Raw genomic sequence first — 14,946 nt, forward strand, 5'->3', positions numbered from 1 at the left:
CGGGGACGACAGATTCGACGAGCGATGACGTGAATTATTCGGGGGATTCGAGGCACCACCGGGTCGAGGGGGGCGAGACCAGCCCGACCGTGGAACAGGTTCCTCTTCACGAGCTCAGCGGGTCCTGCTCGCCGAGAATCGCCGGAGCGGACGGATCCCACGTACAGACGCTCGCGGTGTGCGCCGGGCAACTACCGCCGATCATCGTGCACCGGCAGACCATGCGGGTGGTGGACGGCTGGCACCGGTTGCAGGCCGCCGGCATCCGGGGGGACGCCACCATCCCGGTCCGGTTCTTCGACGGAAACGAGCAGGACGCCTTCGTCCTGGCCGTACGACTGAACGCCAAGCACGGTCTGCCGCTCTCGGCCGCCGACCGGCGGGCCGCCGCCGAACGTATCGTCGCCTCCCATCCGAGCTGGTCCAACCGGGCCATCGCCGCCGTGGTCGGCATCGCCGACAAGACCGTCGCCTCGATCCGACGGCAGCGCAACGAAGGCGTCGCCTCGGAGGTGAGCAGGGTCGGCCTCGACGGCCGGACCCGGCCGGTCTCCAGCGCCGACGGACGCCGACGTGCCGGTGAGTTCATCGCGCGGCATCCGGACGCGTCGCTGCGGGAGATCGCCCGCAGCGTCGGCATATCACCCGGAACCGCCCGCGACGTCCGGACCCGCCTGGAGCGTGGCGAGGACCCGGTCGCCACGAAGCAACGAGACACCGACGCCAGGCAGGACACGGCACCGGTCCGCCAGGTGACGCGACCGCCCCGGGACGATCTCGCCGCCCGGCGCACCAGCGTCGAACAGCCGACGCCGGTGTTGGACCTCCGGCGGGACCCCCGGCTCCGCTTCACCGACGCCGGCCGCCTCCTGCTGCGGTTCCTGGAGTTCCGTGCCCTCGACGAACTGCAACGGCGACGGCTGGTGGAGGCCGTGCCGACCTACCAGTCGGGCGCGGTGGCACGCATCGCCCGGGAGTGCGCGCGGAGCTGGCAGATGTTCGCCGATCAGCTGGAACGGCGGGAACGCTACTCCGCGTGACACCGGCACCAACGGCGCCGCCGGGCGGAGATCCGGCGGCGCCGTTCGTGCCGGTCACCGGACGGGGGCACAGCGCTCCCCGTCGTTGCGGTACTCGTGCCGCGTGCCCTCGTGGACGATCGACGACACCGCGTCCACCAACCGATCGACGTGTTCCACCGGAGTCCCCGCGCCGAAGCTCGCGCGTATCGCGTGCTGGCTACGCCCCTGCGGCCGGGAGTCCCGCCCAGAAGCGGGCCCCTGGTGCACGGCACCGACCAGCACACGCATCAGGGGATGGGCGCAGAACAGGCCGTCCCGCACGCCGATCCCGTGCTCGGCTGAGAGCGCTGCCGCCACCTGCGAACTCCTCCACCCCTCGATCACGAAGCTGACCACGCCCACCCGTGGTGCCCCGTCGCCCAGCAGGGAGAGCAACGTGACACCCGGAATGGCGGCCAGGCCGCCCGTCAGCCGGCGCAACAAGGCGTCCTCGCGCTCCACGAGAGCGCTGAACCCCGCTTCGGCCAACGCCCGGCAGGCCGATGCCACGGCGTACGCACCCACGACGTTGGGCGACCCGGCCTCGTGCCGTGTGCTGCCGCCGTGCCACTGCACGTCGAGGGTGCCCGCCGCCGTCACCTCCACCCGCCGGCTCGCCCCGCCGCCGGCCAGGTAGGGCCGTGCCGCACCCAGCCAGTCGGCCCGACCGGCCAGGACACCGGCCCCGAACGGGGCGTACATCTTGTGACCGGAGAACGCCACGTAGTCGACGCCCAGGGCGCCGACGTCGATCGGTCGGTGCGGTGCCAGCTGGGCGGCGTCGAGCACCAGGCGGGCACCGGCGGCGTGGGCCACCGAGGCCAGCTCCGCCACCGGCCACAGTTCGCCGGTCACGTTCGACGCCCCGGTCACACAGACCAGCCCCGGTCGTCGCCGGCTTCGTCCGGCCAGCGCCGCGGTCAACCGGTCGACCGCGTCCTGCGCCGAGCACGGTGCGGCAAGGACGGTGGTCGCGCCGTCGTGCCACGGCAGCAACGCGGCGTGGTGCTCGGTCTCGAAGACATACACCTCGGTGTCCCCCGGAAGGGCCCCGGCGAGCAGGTTGAGCGAGTCGGTCGTCGAGCGGGTGAACAGGACCTCGTCGTCGGGCCGGACACCGAGATGCTGGCGGACCGTGTCCCTGCTGCGCTCAAGCAGCGCGGTGGACAACTGCGAGAGATAGCCCGCGCCGCGGTGCACGCTCCCGTAGTACGGCAGGAAAGCCGCGACGTCGTTCCACACCCGTTCCAGGGCAGGGGCGCTCGCGGCGTAGTCCAGCGCCGCGTACGTCACGTGTCCGCCGGTGACCAGCGGCACCGTGACGTCGCGACCCAGGACCGGCAAGGGTGCGCGGAGCGCCGGATCGATCGGCGCAGAGGTGGAAGTGGCCGGCATGGAGGACCTCCTGTTCCTGAGTGCACGCCCGACGGGCACGGACTGGTTCCCTCGACACGGTGAGCGCGGGCCCCGGGCCGGAGAGCCGGTTCACCTCACCGCCGCGGACGCGGCCCCCGAGGCAGCGCCGACGACTGCCGGCCGCCCCAGCCGGTCGCACAGATCCCGCGCTCCCAGCACGGCCAGAGCCATGCTGGTGAGGGTCGGATTGCACGCCGTACGCGTCGGGATGACACCGTTGCCGGCCACGTACAGCCCGCGCACACCCCAGACCTGCGAAACCGGGTCACAGACACTGGTGCCGTCGTCCGAGACTCCCATCCGTACGGTGCCCTGGTAGTGCAGGGAGCTGCCGGGCGGATGCACCCAGGGCACCTCGCCCTCGACCGGCCGGCCGAGCAGCCGGCTCAGCCGCAGCACCGCCTCCCGCGCCGCCTCGATCGTGGCCCCGTCTGCCGGGCTCGGCCGGTGACGCAGCCGCATCACCGGCAGGCCGGCCCAGTCACGCTCGTCATCGCTGAAGGTCACCCGGTTGCCCGCAGCCACGTCCTGCGGCACGAAGAGGTGCACCGCGGCCCAGGGGTGCGGGGCAGGGACCGGCAAGGTGGTCGGATCGAGGGGAGTCACCATCCCGTGGAACGGGAAGGTCAGGTCGTCGTAGGGAATCCAGGTGACGCCCCGGGCCGGGCCGGCCGGCACCTCACCGGCGAAACCGTGCAGCTCGGCGGCGAGCGACACCTGAGCGTGCTCGTTGAGGTACCGACCCAGCGCCGGTGGCCGGATGCCCGAGGCGAACAGCAGTTGCGGGGTACGCAGCGAGTCTGCGGCGACCACCACGTGCCCGGTGCGCACGGTGGAAACCGATCCGGTGGCGAGATCGCGCAGCTCCACCCCGGTCACGCCACCGTCGTCGGTCAGGACCCGGCTGCACAGGGTCCGGGTACGCAACGCGACGTGGCGGTGCCGGTCGCCGAGCAGCCCGCCGAGGACCACGTCGACACCGGCCCGCCGTACCGACCCGTGCTCGACGGTCAGCGCCATGGGCAACGGCTGAACGCGCCGGTGCGCAGCGCGGCCGTCGTCGAGTGCGGCACCCAACCGTCGCCGTATCCGTGACTCGACGGGCGAGTCGGCGAACTGCCGTGCCGAGACGCGCAGTAGACGTTCGGCGACCCCGAGCGCCCCGTCGAGCACGGCCGGGTCGAGAAAGTCGATGCGCTCGGCACCGGCGGGCCGTGGGCAGGCTGCGAACCACTGGGTGGCCATGCCGCCGACGTTGCAGGCGGCCTGCGCGGCGGGGAGGGAGCCGCCCGGGTCCACCGGGAACAGGCCCGGACGGCTGAGAAAGGCATCGTCACGTTGACCACGCGGAACGTTGTGGGCGATGCCGGAGGCGACCGTCGTGCCATGCCGGACCCGCAGCGGCCCCTGTGACGCGACCTGGGCCCGGTCGAGTTCCCCCGGATCCGTGACGTGACTCAGATGCCGGCCCGGTGGCTCGGTCACCGCCGGACCAGCCTCGACGATCAGGATGCGCACGGCCGGTACGGTGTCCGCGACCAGCCGCGCGTAGACGGCACCGGTGAGGCCGCTGCCGACGATGACGACGTCCGCGACGTCGGTGGACTCGCTCATCTGTGCTCCTCAGCCGGAGTCGAGGTGCGGACCGCGGTCACAGTGACCGTGCGATCACGACGCGCTGTATCTGGTTCGTCCCCTCGATGATCTGCAGCAGCTTGGCCTCCCGCATCCAGCGCTCGACCGGATGGTCCCGGACGTAGCCGTACGCGCCGAGCACCTGGACGGCGTCGGTGGTCGCCCGCATCGCCACGTCGGTGGCGAAGAGCTTGGCCCGGGCGGCCATCGCCGTGACGACGCCGTCCGGCTGGCCCTCGTCCAGGGCCCGAGCGGCCTCCCGGACCAGGGCCCGCGCCGCGGCGATCTCCGTCGACATGTCCGCCAACAGGAACGCCACACCCTGGAAGTCGGTGATCGGACGATCGAACTGCCGCCGGTGCCTGGCATAGGCGGTGGCGTACTCCAGGGCTGCCTGGGCGAGCCCGACGGCACAGGAGGCGATGCCGAGGCGGCCCCGGTCGAAGAGCCCGGCCGCGATGAGGAAGCCCTTGCCGCGTCGGCCGATCAGCCGGTCGGCCGGCACCCGCGCGGCATCCAGCACGACGGAGGCGGTCGGCGACGACTGCACCCCCATCTTCCGCTCCGGCCGCTGCGGCGAGACACCCGGCGTGTCGGCGGAGGCGAGCAACACCGACAGTCCCCGTACGCCCTCGCCACCGGTGCGGCAGAAGACGTTGTAGTAGTCGGCGACGCCGGCATGGCTCGTCCAGGCCTTCGTGCCGTCCACGACGTAGACGCCCGCGGCCTCGTCCAGGCGGGCCGCGCAGGCGATCGCGCCGACGTCCGACCCGGCCGCCGGCTCGGAGATGCAGTTGGCACCGAGCAGGTCACCGCCGAGCATGTCGGGCAACCAACGGCTGCGCTGCTCCGGACTGCCCCACCGGGCCAACGGGTAGCACGACAACACATGGATGTTGACGGACTGCGCCACCGCCAGCCAACGGCTCGCGAGTGTCTCCAACACGCTCAGGTAGACCTCGTACCGCTGACCGCCACCCCCGTACTCGACCGGGTAGGGCAGGCCCAGCAGGCCCACCCGGCCCAGCGTGCGGAGCAGGTCCCGGGGAAAACTGCCGCGTGCCTCGAACTCGTCGACGAGGGGCGACAGCTCCTTGTCGGCCAGTTCCCGGGCCAGCGACAGCAGGTCCCGGACCTCCGTCGCCTCCGCCGCCCCCGGAGGTGCTCCCTGCGGGATCCGCCCCGTCACCACCGGGCCGCCGCCGGCCACGTCGCGTCGACCCGGCGGACCGCGTACTCCCAGTACGACCGGATGGACAGATCGGCGTAGATGAAGTCGCGCTTGAGCTGGACGTCCTCGTCGGTGGCCCAGACGTACGGCACGCCGGTCTGCTCGGCCAGCAGTTGCAGGCGGCACGCCCGCTCCAGGACCTGCGCGAGCACCGCGGCGTGCCGGACGCTCCGACCGACCACCACCCCGCCGTGGTTGCGCAGCAGCAGACCCTCGCCGCTGCCGAGGCTCTTGGCGATCGCCTCGCCGGTCGACTGGTCGAGCACCGTGTTGCTGGTCTGCGTGAACAGCCCGAGCCGGCCGGTGAAGTAGGAGCCGTCGTGCGAGAGGGGCCGCAGGTGCAGATCGGTGGCGCCGAAAACGAGCGTGTACGGCGCATGGCTGTGCACGATCCCGTTGACGTCCGGGCGGGCCCGGTAGATGGCCTGGTGCAGCGGCAGCTCGGGGGGCGCCAACGGGTCCACCGGAGCGTGCGGGTCCGTCGACGCGGCCACCACCTGGGACGGGGTCGCCTCGTCGAAGCCGCAGAGGGCGTTCTTGATGAAGAACACGTCCGAGCCGGGCCTACGTGCCGAGATCTGACCCTGGTTGAAGTCGTCGTGACCGTCGAGCGACAGCATGCGTGCGCCGTACGCGATCTGCCTGCTCAGGTGCGCCGGAACCGGACGAGGAGTCACCTGGTCGGCCTCGGGGCTCATCGTTGGTCCTTTCCGCCGTCGCCGCCCATGACGGCCAGCATCTGGTCGAAGACGTCGTGTGCGTGGTGCACGCCCACCGGCAGACTGGTGGCCGCGGCAGCGATACCGATCGCCCCGGCGGCGGCGGTCCGGATGGACCCCACCGTGTGCACCAGGGCGAGCGACTGCCCGTCCCAGCCGAGTCGCAACTCGTGGTCGCTGACCGCGTCGCCCGCGCGTAGCGAGGCCACGTCGCTGACCTCGTGCCCGGTCAGCGACGTCCACAACCGGCTCAGCTGAACCGCCGTGGTGCTGGGCCGGTGCGCCTTGCGGGCCGGGTGACGCTCGAAGACGGCGGCCTCCGGGACCGCCCCGGTGACGCCGGCCCGCGCCATGGTCGTCACCACCTCGGCGACGCACCGCACCGCCCTGCTCAGCAGGTAGTTTCCCAGGGTCAGGTTGGGGGCGGCCACCACGGCGACGGACCGGCCCAGCCGGCCCAGCACGGCCTCCTGCTGCTCGTCCAGTCCCGAGACGCACTGGACCAGCGGGCGACGCCAGTGGTGACAGAGCTCGGCGACGCCGGTCAACGCCGCGGGCGCGGAGCAGTCGACGACGACGTCGGGTGCCGTCTCGGTGCGTGGATCGGGCAGGGCGCGGGAGGCGTAGACGCGTACCTCGTGCCCCTCGGCCCGGGCCAGGTCGCGCACCGCGGTGCCGAGCCGGCCCCGGCCGACCACTCCCAGTACCGGCTCAGACATGCGCCGACTCGTCCTGTGCCGCGACCAGGGCGACGATGCCGTCGACCGACCGAAGTCGATCATCCTCCTCGTCCTGGTCGATCTCGATGCCGAAGGTGTTCTCGATCGCGTCGATCATGCGGATGTAGGACAGCGACGAGTACCCCAGCGCCGGAAGCGATCCGCCGGCCCGGTCGAGGTCCGCCTCGCTGAGCCCGCCCTCGGCCGACTCGGTGATGATGCGCGCGACTTTCTGTCGAATTCTGGTGCCGCTTTCCGACATGACCATCTCCTTGCACATTGCGGCTATCGGGATCGATACGTGGCGTCTCAGCCGTCGGTGCGGTCGACGGCGAACAGTCCTTCGAGGGCCGCCATCGCCGGCTTGCCGGCGGACCCCCGGGGGATCTCGGGGACGACACGGACCAGGCTGGGAATCTTGTACGGTGCGAGCCGGCCGGCCAGGAAGCGTCGTGGCCCCGAGGGGTCCAGCGAGTCGTCGGCGGCCAGCACGGCAGCCAGGGCGGGCACGCCGTGCCGGTCCAACACCTGGAGCACCACGGCGTCGCGGACACCGGCAGCCGCCCGCAGGGCCTCCACCACCTCGGTGGCATCGATCTTCCGGCCGCCCACGTTGATCACCCGGTGGCTGCGTCCACTCAGGAACAGGCTGCCGTCGGCCAGGTAGCCGCGGTCACCCGTGCGGTAGTGACCGTCGTCGGTCATCCGGCTCTCCAACAGCCCCGGGGCGTTGAGGTAGCGGGTGCCCATGGACTCGCTGCGTACCTCGACGGGACCCGGGTTCGCCCTGGTCCCCGCGCGCAGCAGTACGCCCGGCAGCGGCCCACCGAGGCCCAGGTCGGTCAGTGGATCGGTGGCGAAGGTGAGCGGGCCGGCCTCCGCGGCGCCGAAGTAGTTCCGCAGCGGCACCCCGGTCGCCTCGACGAACCGGTGTTTCGTGCCGGGATCGAGCGGTGCCGCCGACGAGATGGCCATGCGTAGCCGGCTGAACGAGCCGTCGGTCACCGGTCGGCGTACCAGCGAGTCGTAGAGTGCGGGAAAGCCGACCAGCCGGGTGGCGGCGCACGCCGCGACCGCCCGGCCCACCGCACTGCCGGACGGCAGACCGTTGGGCAGGTGCAACCGGGCGCCCACCAGGAACGCCGACAGCAGCGAGGTGTTGAAGGCGAGGCCGTTCGACAGGGACGCGAAGCAGGCGATGCTGTCGTCGGCGTCCAGGCCCGTCCCCGTCGCCCAGTTGACGGCGGCCCGGTGCACCGCCTGCCCGCGGAACTCGATGCAGTGGGGCCGCCCCGTCGAGCCGGAGGTGAAACGGCAGACCTCGGTCTGCGGGTCGAGTGCGGCGCGACCGGCGGACGGGGCGCCGGTGACGGTCAGGGTGCCCAGCTCACCACGCGGGGTGCCCCAGCCGGGCGCGGGGGAGTCGTGCACCAGGAGGTCGAGGCCGCAGTCCTCCCGGATCGCCGCTGTCTCCTGCACCCCGCTGACCCGGTCGATGAGGAAGGGGACCGCGCCGCAGCGGAGGGCGGCCAGGTAGGCGACCACGTAGGCGACACCGTTGCCGGCCCGGATTCCGATGCGGCCACGGTCTCCACCCGGCAGCAACCCGGCCAACGTGTCGGCCCAGACCGCACTCGACCGGATGAGCTCACGGTAGGTCAGTGTGGTCTGCCGGTCGGAGACCGCCGGCCGGTCGCCGTGCCGTCGGGCGGCGTCGTCGATCACCTCGATCAGCATGTCTCAGGCCTCGTCATGGGCGTAGGCGCGTTGCAGCCGGTCGAGCTTGACCGCCACGACGCCGGCCTGACCGACCAGGGCCACGTACAGGGCTTCGTCCCTCTGCGGCAGCGCACTGAGCCGGTGCCAACCGGCGGCGTCGAACCCGCCGATGGTGGTGATCGCCAGTCCCGCGTCGGCGGCACCCAGACACAGCAGGTGGGCCAGTACGCCCGCCCGGAACAGGGCCGCGTCCACGCCGTCGATGCCGAGCTGGAAGATGGCGTCCCGGGGGGCGTGGAAGACCACCGCCGCAGCGGCATGTCGGAGGTGCTCCTGACCCATGCAGATACGCACCAGTTCGTCACCGTCGACCACGTGCTCCGCCACCGGCTCCGGGGCGAGCGTCCCGTCGTACACCCGGTAGGCCCCGGCCGCCAACCCTGCCACCCGGCGGGCGAGCACGGTGATGCCGAACGTGCCGGTCACGGGAAGGTCCCACGGCAGGCGGGTCCCCGTGGCCCTCAGCGCCCGGCGGACGTCGCCCACCGGCACCGTCTCGCCGGTGAAGTCCTTGGCGGAGCGTCGTCGCGGCGCCGCCACGGCCAACTGTCCGGCGACCGGGCCGGCAGCCGCCACCCGGGCTGCGGTGAACGACCCGGCGCCGCTGTCCGCGACGGGCGTTCCCGGCTGCGGTCGGGCCGGAAGACGTTGCCAGCACTGCTGTTCGGGGTGCTCGGGCAGCGTCTGCCTCAGCGGGGCCCCGTGCTGGTCGACGCAGGCCCAGCTCTCCCGAGGTGCGGACGACCCAGCGGTCGGCGAGTCCAGCCACAGTGCGCTGTGGACGAAGCGGCAGCGGCCCGGCAACCCCAGCACCTGATCCAGCGGACGAACCTCGCGCGCTGTCAGGCCGCGTGTCCGCTCGAAGCGCGACTGAGCGAGACAGAGCAGATGTGTGCTCAGGTGGGCGGCGTCCAGGTGTGCGTAGAGGTAACCGCGGTCGCCGTACTTCCGCATCGATAGCCACGGGCGCACGTTGGTGAGCAGCAGGGTCCTGCCGGGCCCCGGCAGCGGCAGGCCACCAGGCCACTCGGCTGGTCGGATGCGGCACTGCAGATGGACCGACCGGCGTGCGGCGTCCACCGCGAAGACCGCCAGTTCTCCGGCGTGCTCCGCGACGACCGCGTGCTCGTACGGGTAGAGCGCCCCGGCCGAGGGCACCGAGATCCCACCGTGCCGGGACCCCCGGCAGGCCACCTCGAGAAGTTGCAGCACCGGATGGAGCTCGGCCGGTACCGGGATGCGCCCGGGGCGTGGCGCGTCGGCGGCCGGCGCCGCGAGCGCCATCCGGTGCCAGAAGGCCACGACGTCCGGCTCGGCCTCGGTGGAATGGCGGGCCAGCGACGCCGGGAGGCCCCGGTCGCCGTCGAGACCGTCGGCGAGACCCCCGGACACATCTTCGCGAGTGTTCCAGGAATTGTGGTACGCGACCGAAGATCGATCCATCAGCAGTCCGCTTCTCGTCTGCCGGCGCCACAATTCAACCATGCCGCAGGAGTGGCGGATGGTGTGCGCCGAGATGCGTGTGGAATTGCTTGTCGGCCGACCGCTGAAACAGGTCCGGCGCGAAATCAACCATGCCAGACCAACTATTGGCGGTCCAGCCCGGCAACTGCGGGATTCCGCAGTTGTACGGATGCGGTCGCGGTCAGTGGGTCCGCGACAGGATCGTGAGCAGTGCCTTCTCCAGGTCGTCGGCCGAGGCGGGCCCGATACGCCGGGCCCGCCACGCGACGAAGTCGTCCGGGCGCACCAACAGGACGCCGGACCCGTCGATCCCCACCGAGGCGGCCCACGAACCTTCCGGGTCCCCGCCGGACGTCTGGTCGATGCAGTGCACCGCCAGCCGCAGACCGAGCCGTCGGCTGACCTCGTCCGCCACGGCGTGCCAGGCCTGACCCTGCGGGCCGGCGAACAGGGTGAGCCGGTAGCCGACCAGGTCGAGGGTCGACACGGTGGCGCCGTCGTGCCGCAACCAGCGGTGCGGCAGGCGGGAACCGGGTGCGCCGTCCAGGTCGAGCTCGACCTCCTCGGTCGAGGGCAGCGCCGGCACCGGATCCAGCACCGCTGTCGACGCGTACCGGTAGCCGAGGTGCACCACGGGCGCGTGCAGGGCACCGGCGTCGGCGCGACGTCGCGCCCCGGCACTGCCCGTGGCCCAGTGCAGGGACGGGTCCGCCAGGCGCAGCGTCGACTGTTCCAGAGCCGTCCGGGCGACCGGGCGGCGCTCCGCCTCGTAGGTGGCCAGCAGGTCAGGTCCGGCTGAACCGGCCAGCACGTGCGCGATCTTCCAGGCGAGGTTGTGCGCGTCGGCCACCCCGGTGTTCATGCCGAACGCGCCGACCGGCGGCACGACGTGCGCGGCGTCGCCGGCCAGGAAGACGCGGGCGGCGCGGAACCGATCGGCCAGTGCGGCCCGTACCTGCCAGGTCAGCGTGCTGATCACCGCCACCGGGAGGTCGGCGCGGCCGACTGCGGCGCGGATCAGGCTCCGACACCGTTCGGGCGTGAAGTCCTCGGCGTGCTGGCCGGCGGTGGGCGAGTACCGAACGACGTAGAGCCACTCGCCCCGCCCGTCCACGGGCAGCAGGCCACCGGCCGCCTCCGGGGTGGTGATGTCGCACATGACGAACGGTTGGCCCTGCGTGAACTCGTCGAGGTCTGCCTGGAACAGCACGCTGACCAGCGGATCGCCGATGGCGCCCCGGCCGGTCACGCCGATGCCGAGGGCCTCTCGCACGCCGCTGCGCGCGCCGTCGGCGGCGACGAGGTAGTCGCAGGCCACCTCGTACGGCCCCTGTGGGCCGGTCAGGCTCACGGTGACCCCGTCCGGTCCCTGCTCGAAACCGGTGAGCTCGGTCGAGAACTCGAGGCGGGCTCCCAGTGCCCTGGCGCGGTCGATGACCACGCGGTCGAGCCGTCCCTGCGGGCAGGTGCCCCGCAGGATCTGCGGCGTCGTCCGCCGGAACGGCTCGGCGCGGGGGGGCGCCTGCCGGGCCAGCGCGGGCAGGTCCGCCTCGGCCAGGGTCGGTGTGCTGATCATCTCCAGGTTGCCACCCGACATGTCCACGCACAGGCGGTCCACCTCGTCGGCGATCCCGGCGGTCCGCAGCAGCTCCACCGTCCGGGGCCCGATGCCCATGGCGCGGGGGTGACGCAGCGGTGCGGGATGCCGTTCGACGAGGAGCGTCGAGACCCCCGACCGGGCCAGGAACATCGCGGTGAACAACCCGACGGTGCTGCCTCCGACGATCACGACATCAGTTTTTCGAGGTGCCACGGGATCTCCTTCTCCGAGTCCATGCGGTTGCCTTGCCGTGCCAGCGATAGCGGTTTTCGCGGGGCGCGTCAACTGGTGTTCAAAATTGCGTGCAGGTGATCCGGACAGGTATTTCCGGCTGTTACGGTGCCCCTGCGTTCGGCGCGAACGTCAGCCCGATCCTCGCCCTTGCGGCTGCTGTCCCTCTTTCCGCGGAAGGACCATTCGCCTTGATGATGAACGAGGTCTACTTCGACTCGGTCGGCGTCCGTCTCGGCCGTAGGCTGGACCTCCGCGAGGCGGTCGCGGACGGCCGCTACCCGGACGCCGAGTACGTGGGCAACGCGCTGCTCGCGGTGTGCGTGTCGGACGACGAGTTCGCACCCGACCTGGCCGTCGCGGCCGCACGGCAGGCCCTGGACCGGCGTCAGCCGTCCGCTGCGGACGTCCGGCTCCTGCTGCACCACGGCACGTACTTCCAGGGGCAGGACGTGTGGACGCCGTCCTCGTACGTGCAACAGCAGACGATCGGCGGCAGCGCTCCCGCGATGGAGATCGACCAGAAGTCCAACGGAGGTCTGGCCGGTCTGTTGATCGGCGCGTCCTTCCTGTCCGCCTGTCCGGACGACGCCACGGTGCTGATGACCACCGGCGAACGATTCTGCCTCCCCGGTTTCGACCGATTTCGTACGGAGAGCGGGACGGTGATGGCGGACGGTGGCACCGCGCTCCTGCTCAGCTCCCGGCCCGGCTTCGCCCGGGTGTTGTCCTGTGTGCTCAACGCCGACCCGTCGCTGGAGGCGATGTATCGGGGCACCCGGCTCAAGGACGCGCCGCACGCCGGGGACAAGCCCCTCGACCTGCGGGGCCGCAAGGCCCGGTTCATGCGCAAGAACCTCGACGATCTCGAGGACATCTCCCAGCGGATCGCCAGCGGGTTCTGCGACACGATCGGTCAGGCGTTGGACGAGGCCAAGGTCGCCGCGGCCGACGTGCGGCGCTTCGTCCTGCCCAACAACGGTCGCACGGTCCGCTGGTGGACGATGCTGGCCGAGATGGGTGTCCCGGACGACCGGACCACCTGGGAGTTCGGGCGTCGGGTGGGACACCTCGGCGCGGGGGACCAGGTGGCCGGTCTGGAGCATCTGCTGACCACCGGGTGCCTGGCCGTGGGTGACCACGTCGTCCTGGCCGGGAGTGGCTACGGCTTCAACTGGGGCGCGGCCGTCCTGGAGATCGTGACGATCCCGGACTGGGCCCGACCCTGACCGTCCGGCATGTCTGCCTTTCGAAAGGAGCACCATGTCTTTTCCAGCCCTGGTCGAGCCTGCGGCCGCCCTTCCTGACGGCGAGGCCGCTCGGCAGGCGCACCAGCTGATCCTCGGCGGCTTCGGATCGACCGGTCAGCGGCGACTGGCGGCCGGCCGCGTTCTCGTCGTGGGCGCGGACGAGGTCGGTGGGCTCGTCGCCGCGCACCTCGCCGACTCGGGCGTCGGTGTCATCGGCGTCGTCGACGCCGCGCCCCCACAGCCCTGGGACGATCACCTCGGCATTCCGGACGGCGGCTGCGCCACCCGCGCCGAGGCGTGGGTGACCGCTCTGCGGCGGACGCGTCCCGCCCTGCGGGCCGAGGTGGTGCCCGGGCGCTTCGACCTCGCGAACGCCGAGTCCATGGTCGACTCGTACCACCTGGTTGTCTGTGCCGGCGAGGACGCCGCCCGTTGTCAGCTCGTCGACGACGTGTGCGCCCGAGCCGGGATCCCCTTCGTGTGGGGCGAGCTGGACGGCGGCCGGGCTCGCCTGTCGGTGTTCTGGGACGGGCAGGGGCCGGGCTTCCGCGATCTGCACCACGAGCGGCCAGCCGCCTACTTCCGGGGCATGTCGGGGACGCTGCGGTTGTGGGGCGGGTGGTTGGCCGGGGCCATGAGCATGGAGGTGGTCAAGCTGCTCACCGGCACCGGTGAGCCGCTGGTGGGTCGTGTGATGACGTACGATGCGACGCTGGGTGAATGCTCGGTCCGGCCGTACGAACGCCGGCCCGGTGTGGACCGGCCGGCCGAACTGACTGCGGCGGAGCCGTTCTTCGGTCTGTTGTCACCGGCGGCGGCCGAAGCCGCCCGGGGCGGGACCATCTCGGTGCTCGCCCTGCGCGACCTGGTGGCAGGCGGCGAGAAGTTCGCGTTGGTGGACGTACGGGAGCCCGAGGAGTACGACTACGTGCACCTGCCCGGCTCGACGTTGATCCCCAAGGGCGAGTTCTTCAGCGGGGACGCCACCGAGCGCCTTCCGCGCGACCGCCGGGTCGTGTTGATCTGCCGGTCGGGGATCAGGTCGGCGGAGGTGCTGGCCCTCGTGCACCGCAGTGGTCTCCCGGACGCCGTCCACGTCGGAGGCGGGATCCTCGCGTGGGCGCACCAGCTGGATCCCTCCATGCCGGTCTACTGAGGGCGGCCCGCGCCGCTGCTCTGCTGAGGGCGGCCCGCGCCGCTGCTCTGCTGAGGGCGGCCCGCGCCGCTGCGCCCGGGGTTCACCGTCCGGGCGCAGCGGCGCGCGTCGACCAGGGTTACGTGCTGGCGACCTGCTGGATGAACGCCGCCACCCGACTCTTGATGCGCTCCACCTTTTCCGGCACCGTGAGCGTCTCCTCCATCCGCAACCCCGGCGGGAGGGCTTTGAGCCCCCGCACGTAGAGGGAGCAGTTCAGGTCGGCGCACATGTACAGCCCGACGGTGTCGCCCTTGCGTCCGGCCGGACCGGACTTGCGCGCTGCCATCAGCGTGACACCACCCGAGCCGTGGGTGGTGAGGCACAGCGAGCACATGTTGCGCTGCAGGCCCGGCAGCCTGTCCGGGTGTCGCAGCATCACGCCGATCGGCGCGTCGTCCTCGCCCTGCTGCCAGACGAGGTAGCTGCGTTCGGGTGCCCGCGGGTCGGTCCACCCGAGGAAGTCGAGGTGCTTCCACGGAAGCTCCTCCACCTCCCGCGGTAGCGAGATGCGTCGTGACTCTCCCTTTGAGCAGTTTATGAAGGAATCGCGGATCGCGGCCTCAGCCAGCTGCTTCATGGAGCGACTGTAACAACACAAATCACCTAAGGCAAACGGCTATATGCTATAGGTAGAGAGGTGAAG

At 71.8% G+C, this 14,946-nt stretch carries 13 protein-coding genes; 3 read left to right on the plus strand and 10 right to left on the minus strand.

Going from position 1 to position 14,946, the window contains the following annotated elements; all coding sequences use genetic code 11:
- Window positions 1-176 precede the first annotated feature (176 nt).
- A complete protein-coding gene (locus AB0C22_RS01570) occupies window positions 177-1,040 on the plus strand; it encodes a ParB N-terminal domain-containing protein (protein ID WP_219465635.1) in 864 nt (287 codons plus the stop codon).
- Window positions 1,041-1,094: 54 nt separating this feature from the next.
- Here the strand turns inward: AB0C22_RS01570 and AB0C22_RS01575 are convergent, their stop codons facing one another.
- The 9 genes from AB0C22_RS01575 to AB0C22_RS01615 all read right to left on the minus strand — a co-directional run bounded on the left by AB0C22_RS01575 (window position 1,095) and on the right by AB0C22_RS01615 (window position 11,837).
- Window positions 1,095-2,456: an aminotransferase class V-fold PLP-dependent enzyme gene (locus AB0C22_RS01575; protein WP_219465636.1), complete on the minus strand. Its 1,362-nt coding sequence runs from the start codon at window positions 2,454-2,456 to the stop codon at window positions 1,095-1,097.
- 90 nt (window positions 2,457-2,546) lie between these two features.
- The gene (locus tag AB0C22_RS01580; RefSeq protein WP_357532878.1) at window positions 2,547-4,091 is read right to left on the minus strand and encodes a GMC oxidoreductase; all 1,545 of its coding nucleotides are present in this window, start codon (window positions 4,089-4,091) and stop codon (window positions 2,547-2,549) included.
- Window positions 4,092-4,128: 37 nt separating this feature from the next.
- The gene (locus AB0C22_RS01585; RefSeq protein WP_308290970.1) at window positions 4,129-5,301 is read right to left on the minus strand and encodes an acyl-CoA dehydrogenase family protein; all 1,173 of its coding nucleotides are present in this window, start codon (window positions 5,299-5,301) and stop codon (window positions 4,129-4,131) included.
- Complete coding sequence (locus AB0C22_RS01590) at window positions 5,298-6,041, minus strand: class II aldolase/adducin family protein (protein ID WP_219465640.1); 744 nt, start codon at window positions 6,039-6,041, stop codon at window positions 5,298-5,300. Before AB0C22_RS01590 ends, AB0C22_RS01585 begins: the two co-directional genes overlap by 4 nt.
- On the minus strand, window positions 6,038-6,781 hold the full coding sequence (locus AB0C22_RS01595; protein ID WP_219465641.1) for a dihydrodipicolinate reductase C-terminal domain-containing protein: 744 nt from the start codon (window positions 6,779-6,781) through the stop codon (window positions 6,038-6,040). The genes AB0C22_RS01590 and AB0C22_RS01595 overlap by 4 nt, the downstream gene beginning before the upstream one ends.
- Window positions 6,774-7,043 (minus strand): acyl carrier protein, encoded by a 270-nt coding sequence (locus AB0C22_RS01600; protein WP_208565400.1) that lies wholly within the window; start codon window positions 7,041-7,043, stop codon window positions 6,774-6,776. Before AB0C22_RS01600 ends, AB0C22_RS01595 begins: the two co-directional genes overlap by 8 nt.
- A 47-nt stretch (window positions 7,044-7,090) precedes the next feature.
- Window positions 7,091-8,518 carry a class I adenylate-forming enzyme family protein gene (locus AB0C22_RS01605; RefSeq protein ID WP_219465642.1) on the minus strand — a complete coding sequence of 476 codons (1,428 nt, stop codon included), beginning with the start codon at window positions 8,516-8,518 and terminating at the stop codon, window positions 7,091-7,093.
- A gap of 3 nt (window positions 8,519-8,521) precedes the next feature.
- The gene (locus tag AB0C22_RS01610) at window positions 8,522-10,003 is read right to left on the minus strand and encodes a nitroreductase family protein (protein ID WP_219465643.1); all 1,482 of its coding nucleotides are present in this window, start codon (window positions 10,001-10,003) and stop codon (window positions 8,522-8,524) included.
- 202 nt (window positions 10,004-10,205) lie between these two features.
- Window positions 10,206-11,837 carry an FAD-dependent monooxygenase gene (locus AB0C22_RS01615; protein WP_219465644.1) on the minus strand — a complete coding sequence of 544 codons (1,632 nt, stop codon included), beginning with the start codon at window positions 11,835-11,837 and terminating at the stop codon, window positions 10,206-10,208.
- 212 nt (window positions 11,838-12,049) lie between these two features.
- Here AB0C22_RS01615 and AB0C22_RS01620 point away from each other — a divergent pair, with 212 nt between their 5' ends.
- Both AB0C22_RS01620 and AB0C22_RS01625 read left to right on the plus strand, forming a co-directional pair.
- On the plus strand, window positions 12,050-13,084 hold the full coding sequence (locus AB0C22_RS01620; RefSeq protein ID WP_219465645.1) for a ketoacyl-ACP synthase III family protein: 1,035 nt from the start codon (window positions 12,050-12,052) through the stop codon (window positions 13,082-13,084).
- A gap of 34 nt (window positions 13,085-13,118) precedes the next feature.
- Window positions 13,119-14,261 (plus strand): ThiF family adenylyltransferase, encoded by a 1,143-nt coding sequence (locus AB0C22_RS01625; RefSeq protein WP_219465646.1) that lies wholly within the window; start codon window positions 13,119-13,121, stop codon window positions 14,259-14,261.
- 118 nt (window positions 14,262-14,379) lie between these two features.
- On the opposite strand, the gene AB0C22_RS01630 is transcribed toward AB0C22_RS01625, so the two are convergent.
- Window positions 14,380-14,880, minus strand: coding sequence for an FBP domain-containing protein (locus tag AB0C22_RS01630; RefSeq protein ID WP_219465648.1), 501 nt, complete (start codon window positions 14,878-14,880; stop codon window positions 14,380-14,382).
- Between the last annotated feature and the right edge of the window lie 66 nt (window positions 14,881-14,946).

It is taken from the genome of Micromonospora sp. NPDC048894 (assembly GCF_040649765.1).
GTDB classification, from domain to species: domain Bacteria; phylum Actinomycetota; class Actinomycetes; order Mycobacteriales; family Micromonosporaceae; genus Micromonospora; species Micromonospora antibiotica.

Coding starts and splice junctions, on each gene's coding strand:
- AB0C22_RS01580 (WP_357532878.1), bottom strand. CDS start 4,091: ATGAGCGAGTCCACCGACGTCGCGGACGTCGTCATCGTCGGCAGCGGC.
- AB0C22_RS01630 (WP_219465648.1), bottom strand. CDS start 14,880: ATGAAGCAGCTGGCTGAGGCCGCGATCCGCGATTCCTTCATAAACTGC.
- AB0C22_RS01625 (WP_219465646.1), top strand. CDS start 13,119: ATGTCTTTTCCAGCCCTGGTCGAGCCTGCGGCCGCCCTTCCTGACGGC.
- AB0C22_RS01605 (WP_219465642.1), bottom strand. CDS start 8,518: ATGCTGATCGAGGTGATCGACGACGCCGCCCGACGGCACGGCGACCGG.
- AB0C22_RS01575 (WP_219465636.1), bottom strand. CDS start 2,456: ATGCCGGCCACTTCCACCTCTGCGCCGATCGATCCGGCGCTCCGCGCA.
- AB0C22_RS01590 (WP_219465640.1), bottom strand. CDS start 6,041: ATGAGCCCCGAGGCCGACCAGGTGACTCCTCGTCCGGTTCCGGCGCAC.
- AB0C22_RS01610 (WP_219465643.1), bottom strand. CDS start 10,003: ATGGATCGATCTTCGGTCGCGTACCACAATTCCTGGAACACTCGCGAA.
- AB0C22_RS01600 (WP_208565400.1), bottom strand. CDS start 7,043: ATGTCGGAAAGCGGCACCAGAATTCGACAGAAAGTCGCGCGCATCATC.
- AB0C22_RS01620 (WP_219465645.1), top strand. CDS start 12,050: ATGATGAACGAGGTCTACTTCGACTCGGTCGGCGTCCGTCTCGGCCGT.
- AB0C22_RS01595 (WP_219465641.1), bottom strand. CDS start 6,781: ATGTCTGAGCCGGTACTGGGAGTGGTCGGCCGGGGCCGGCTCGGCACC.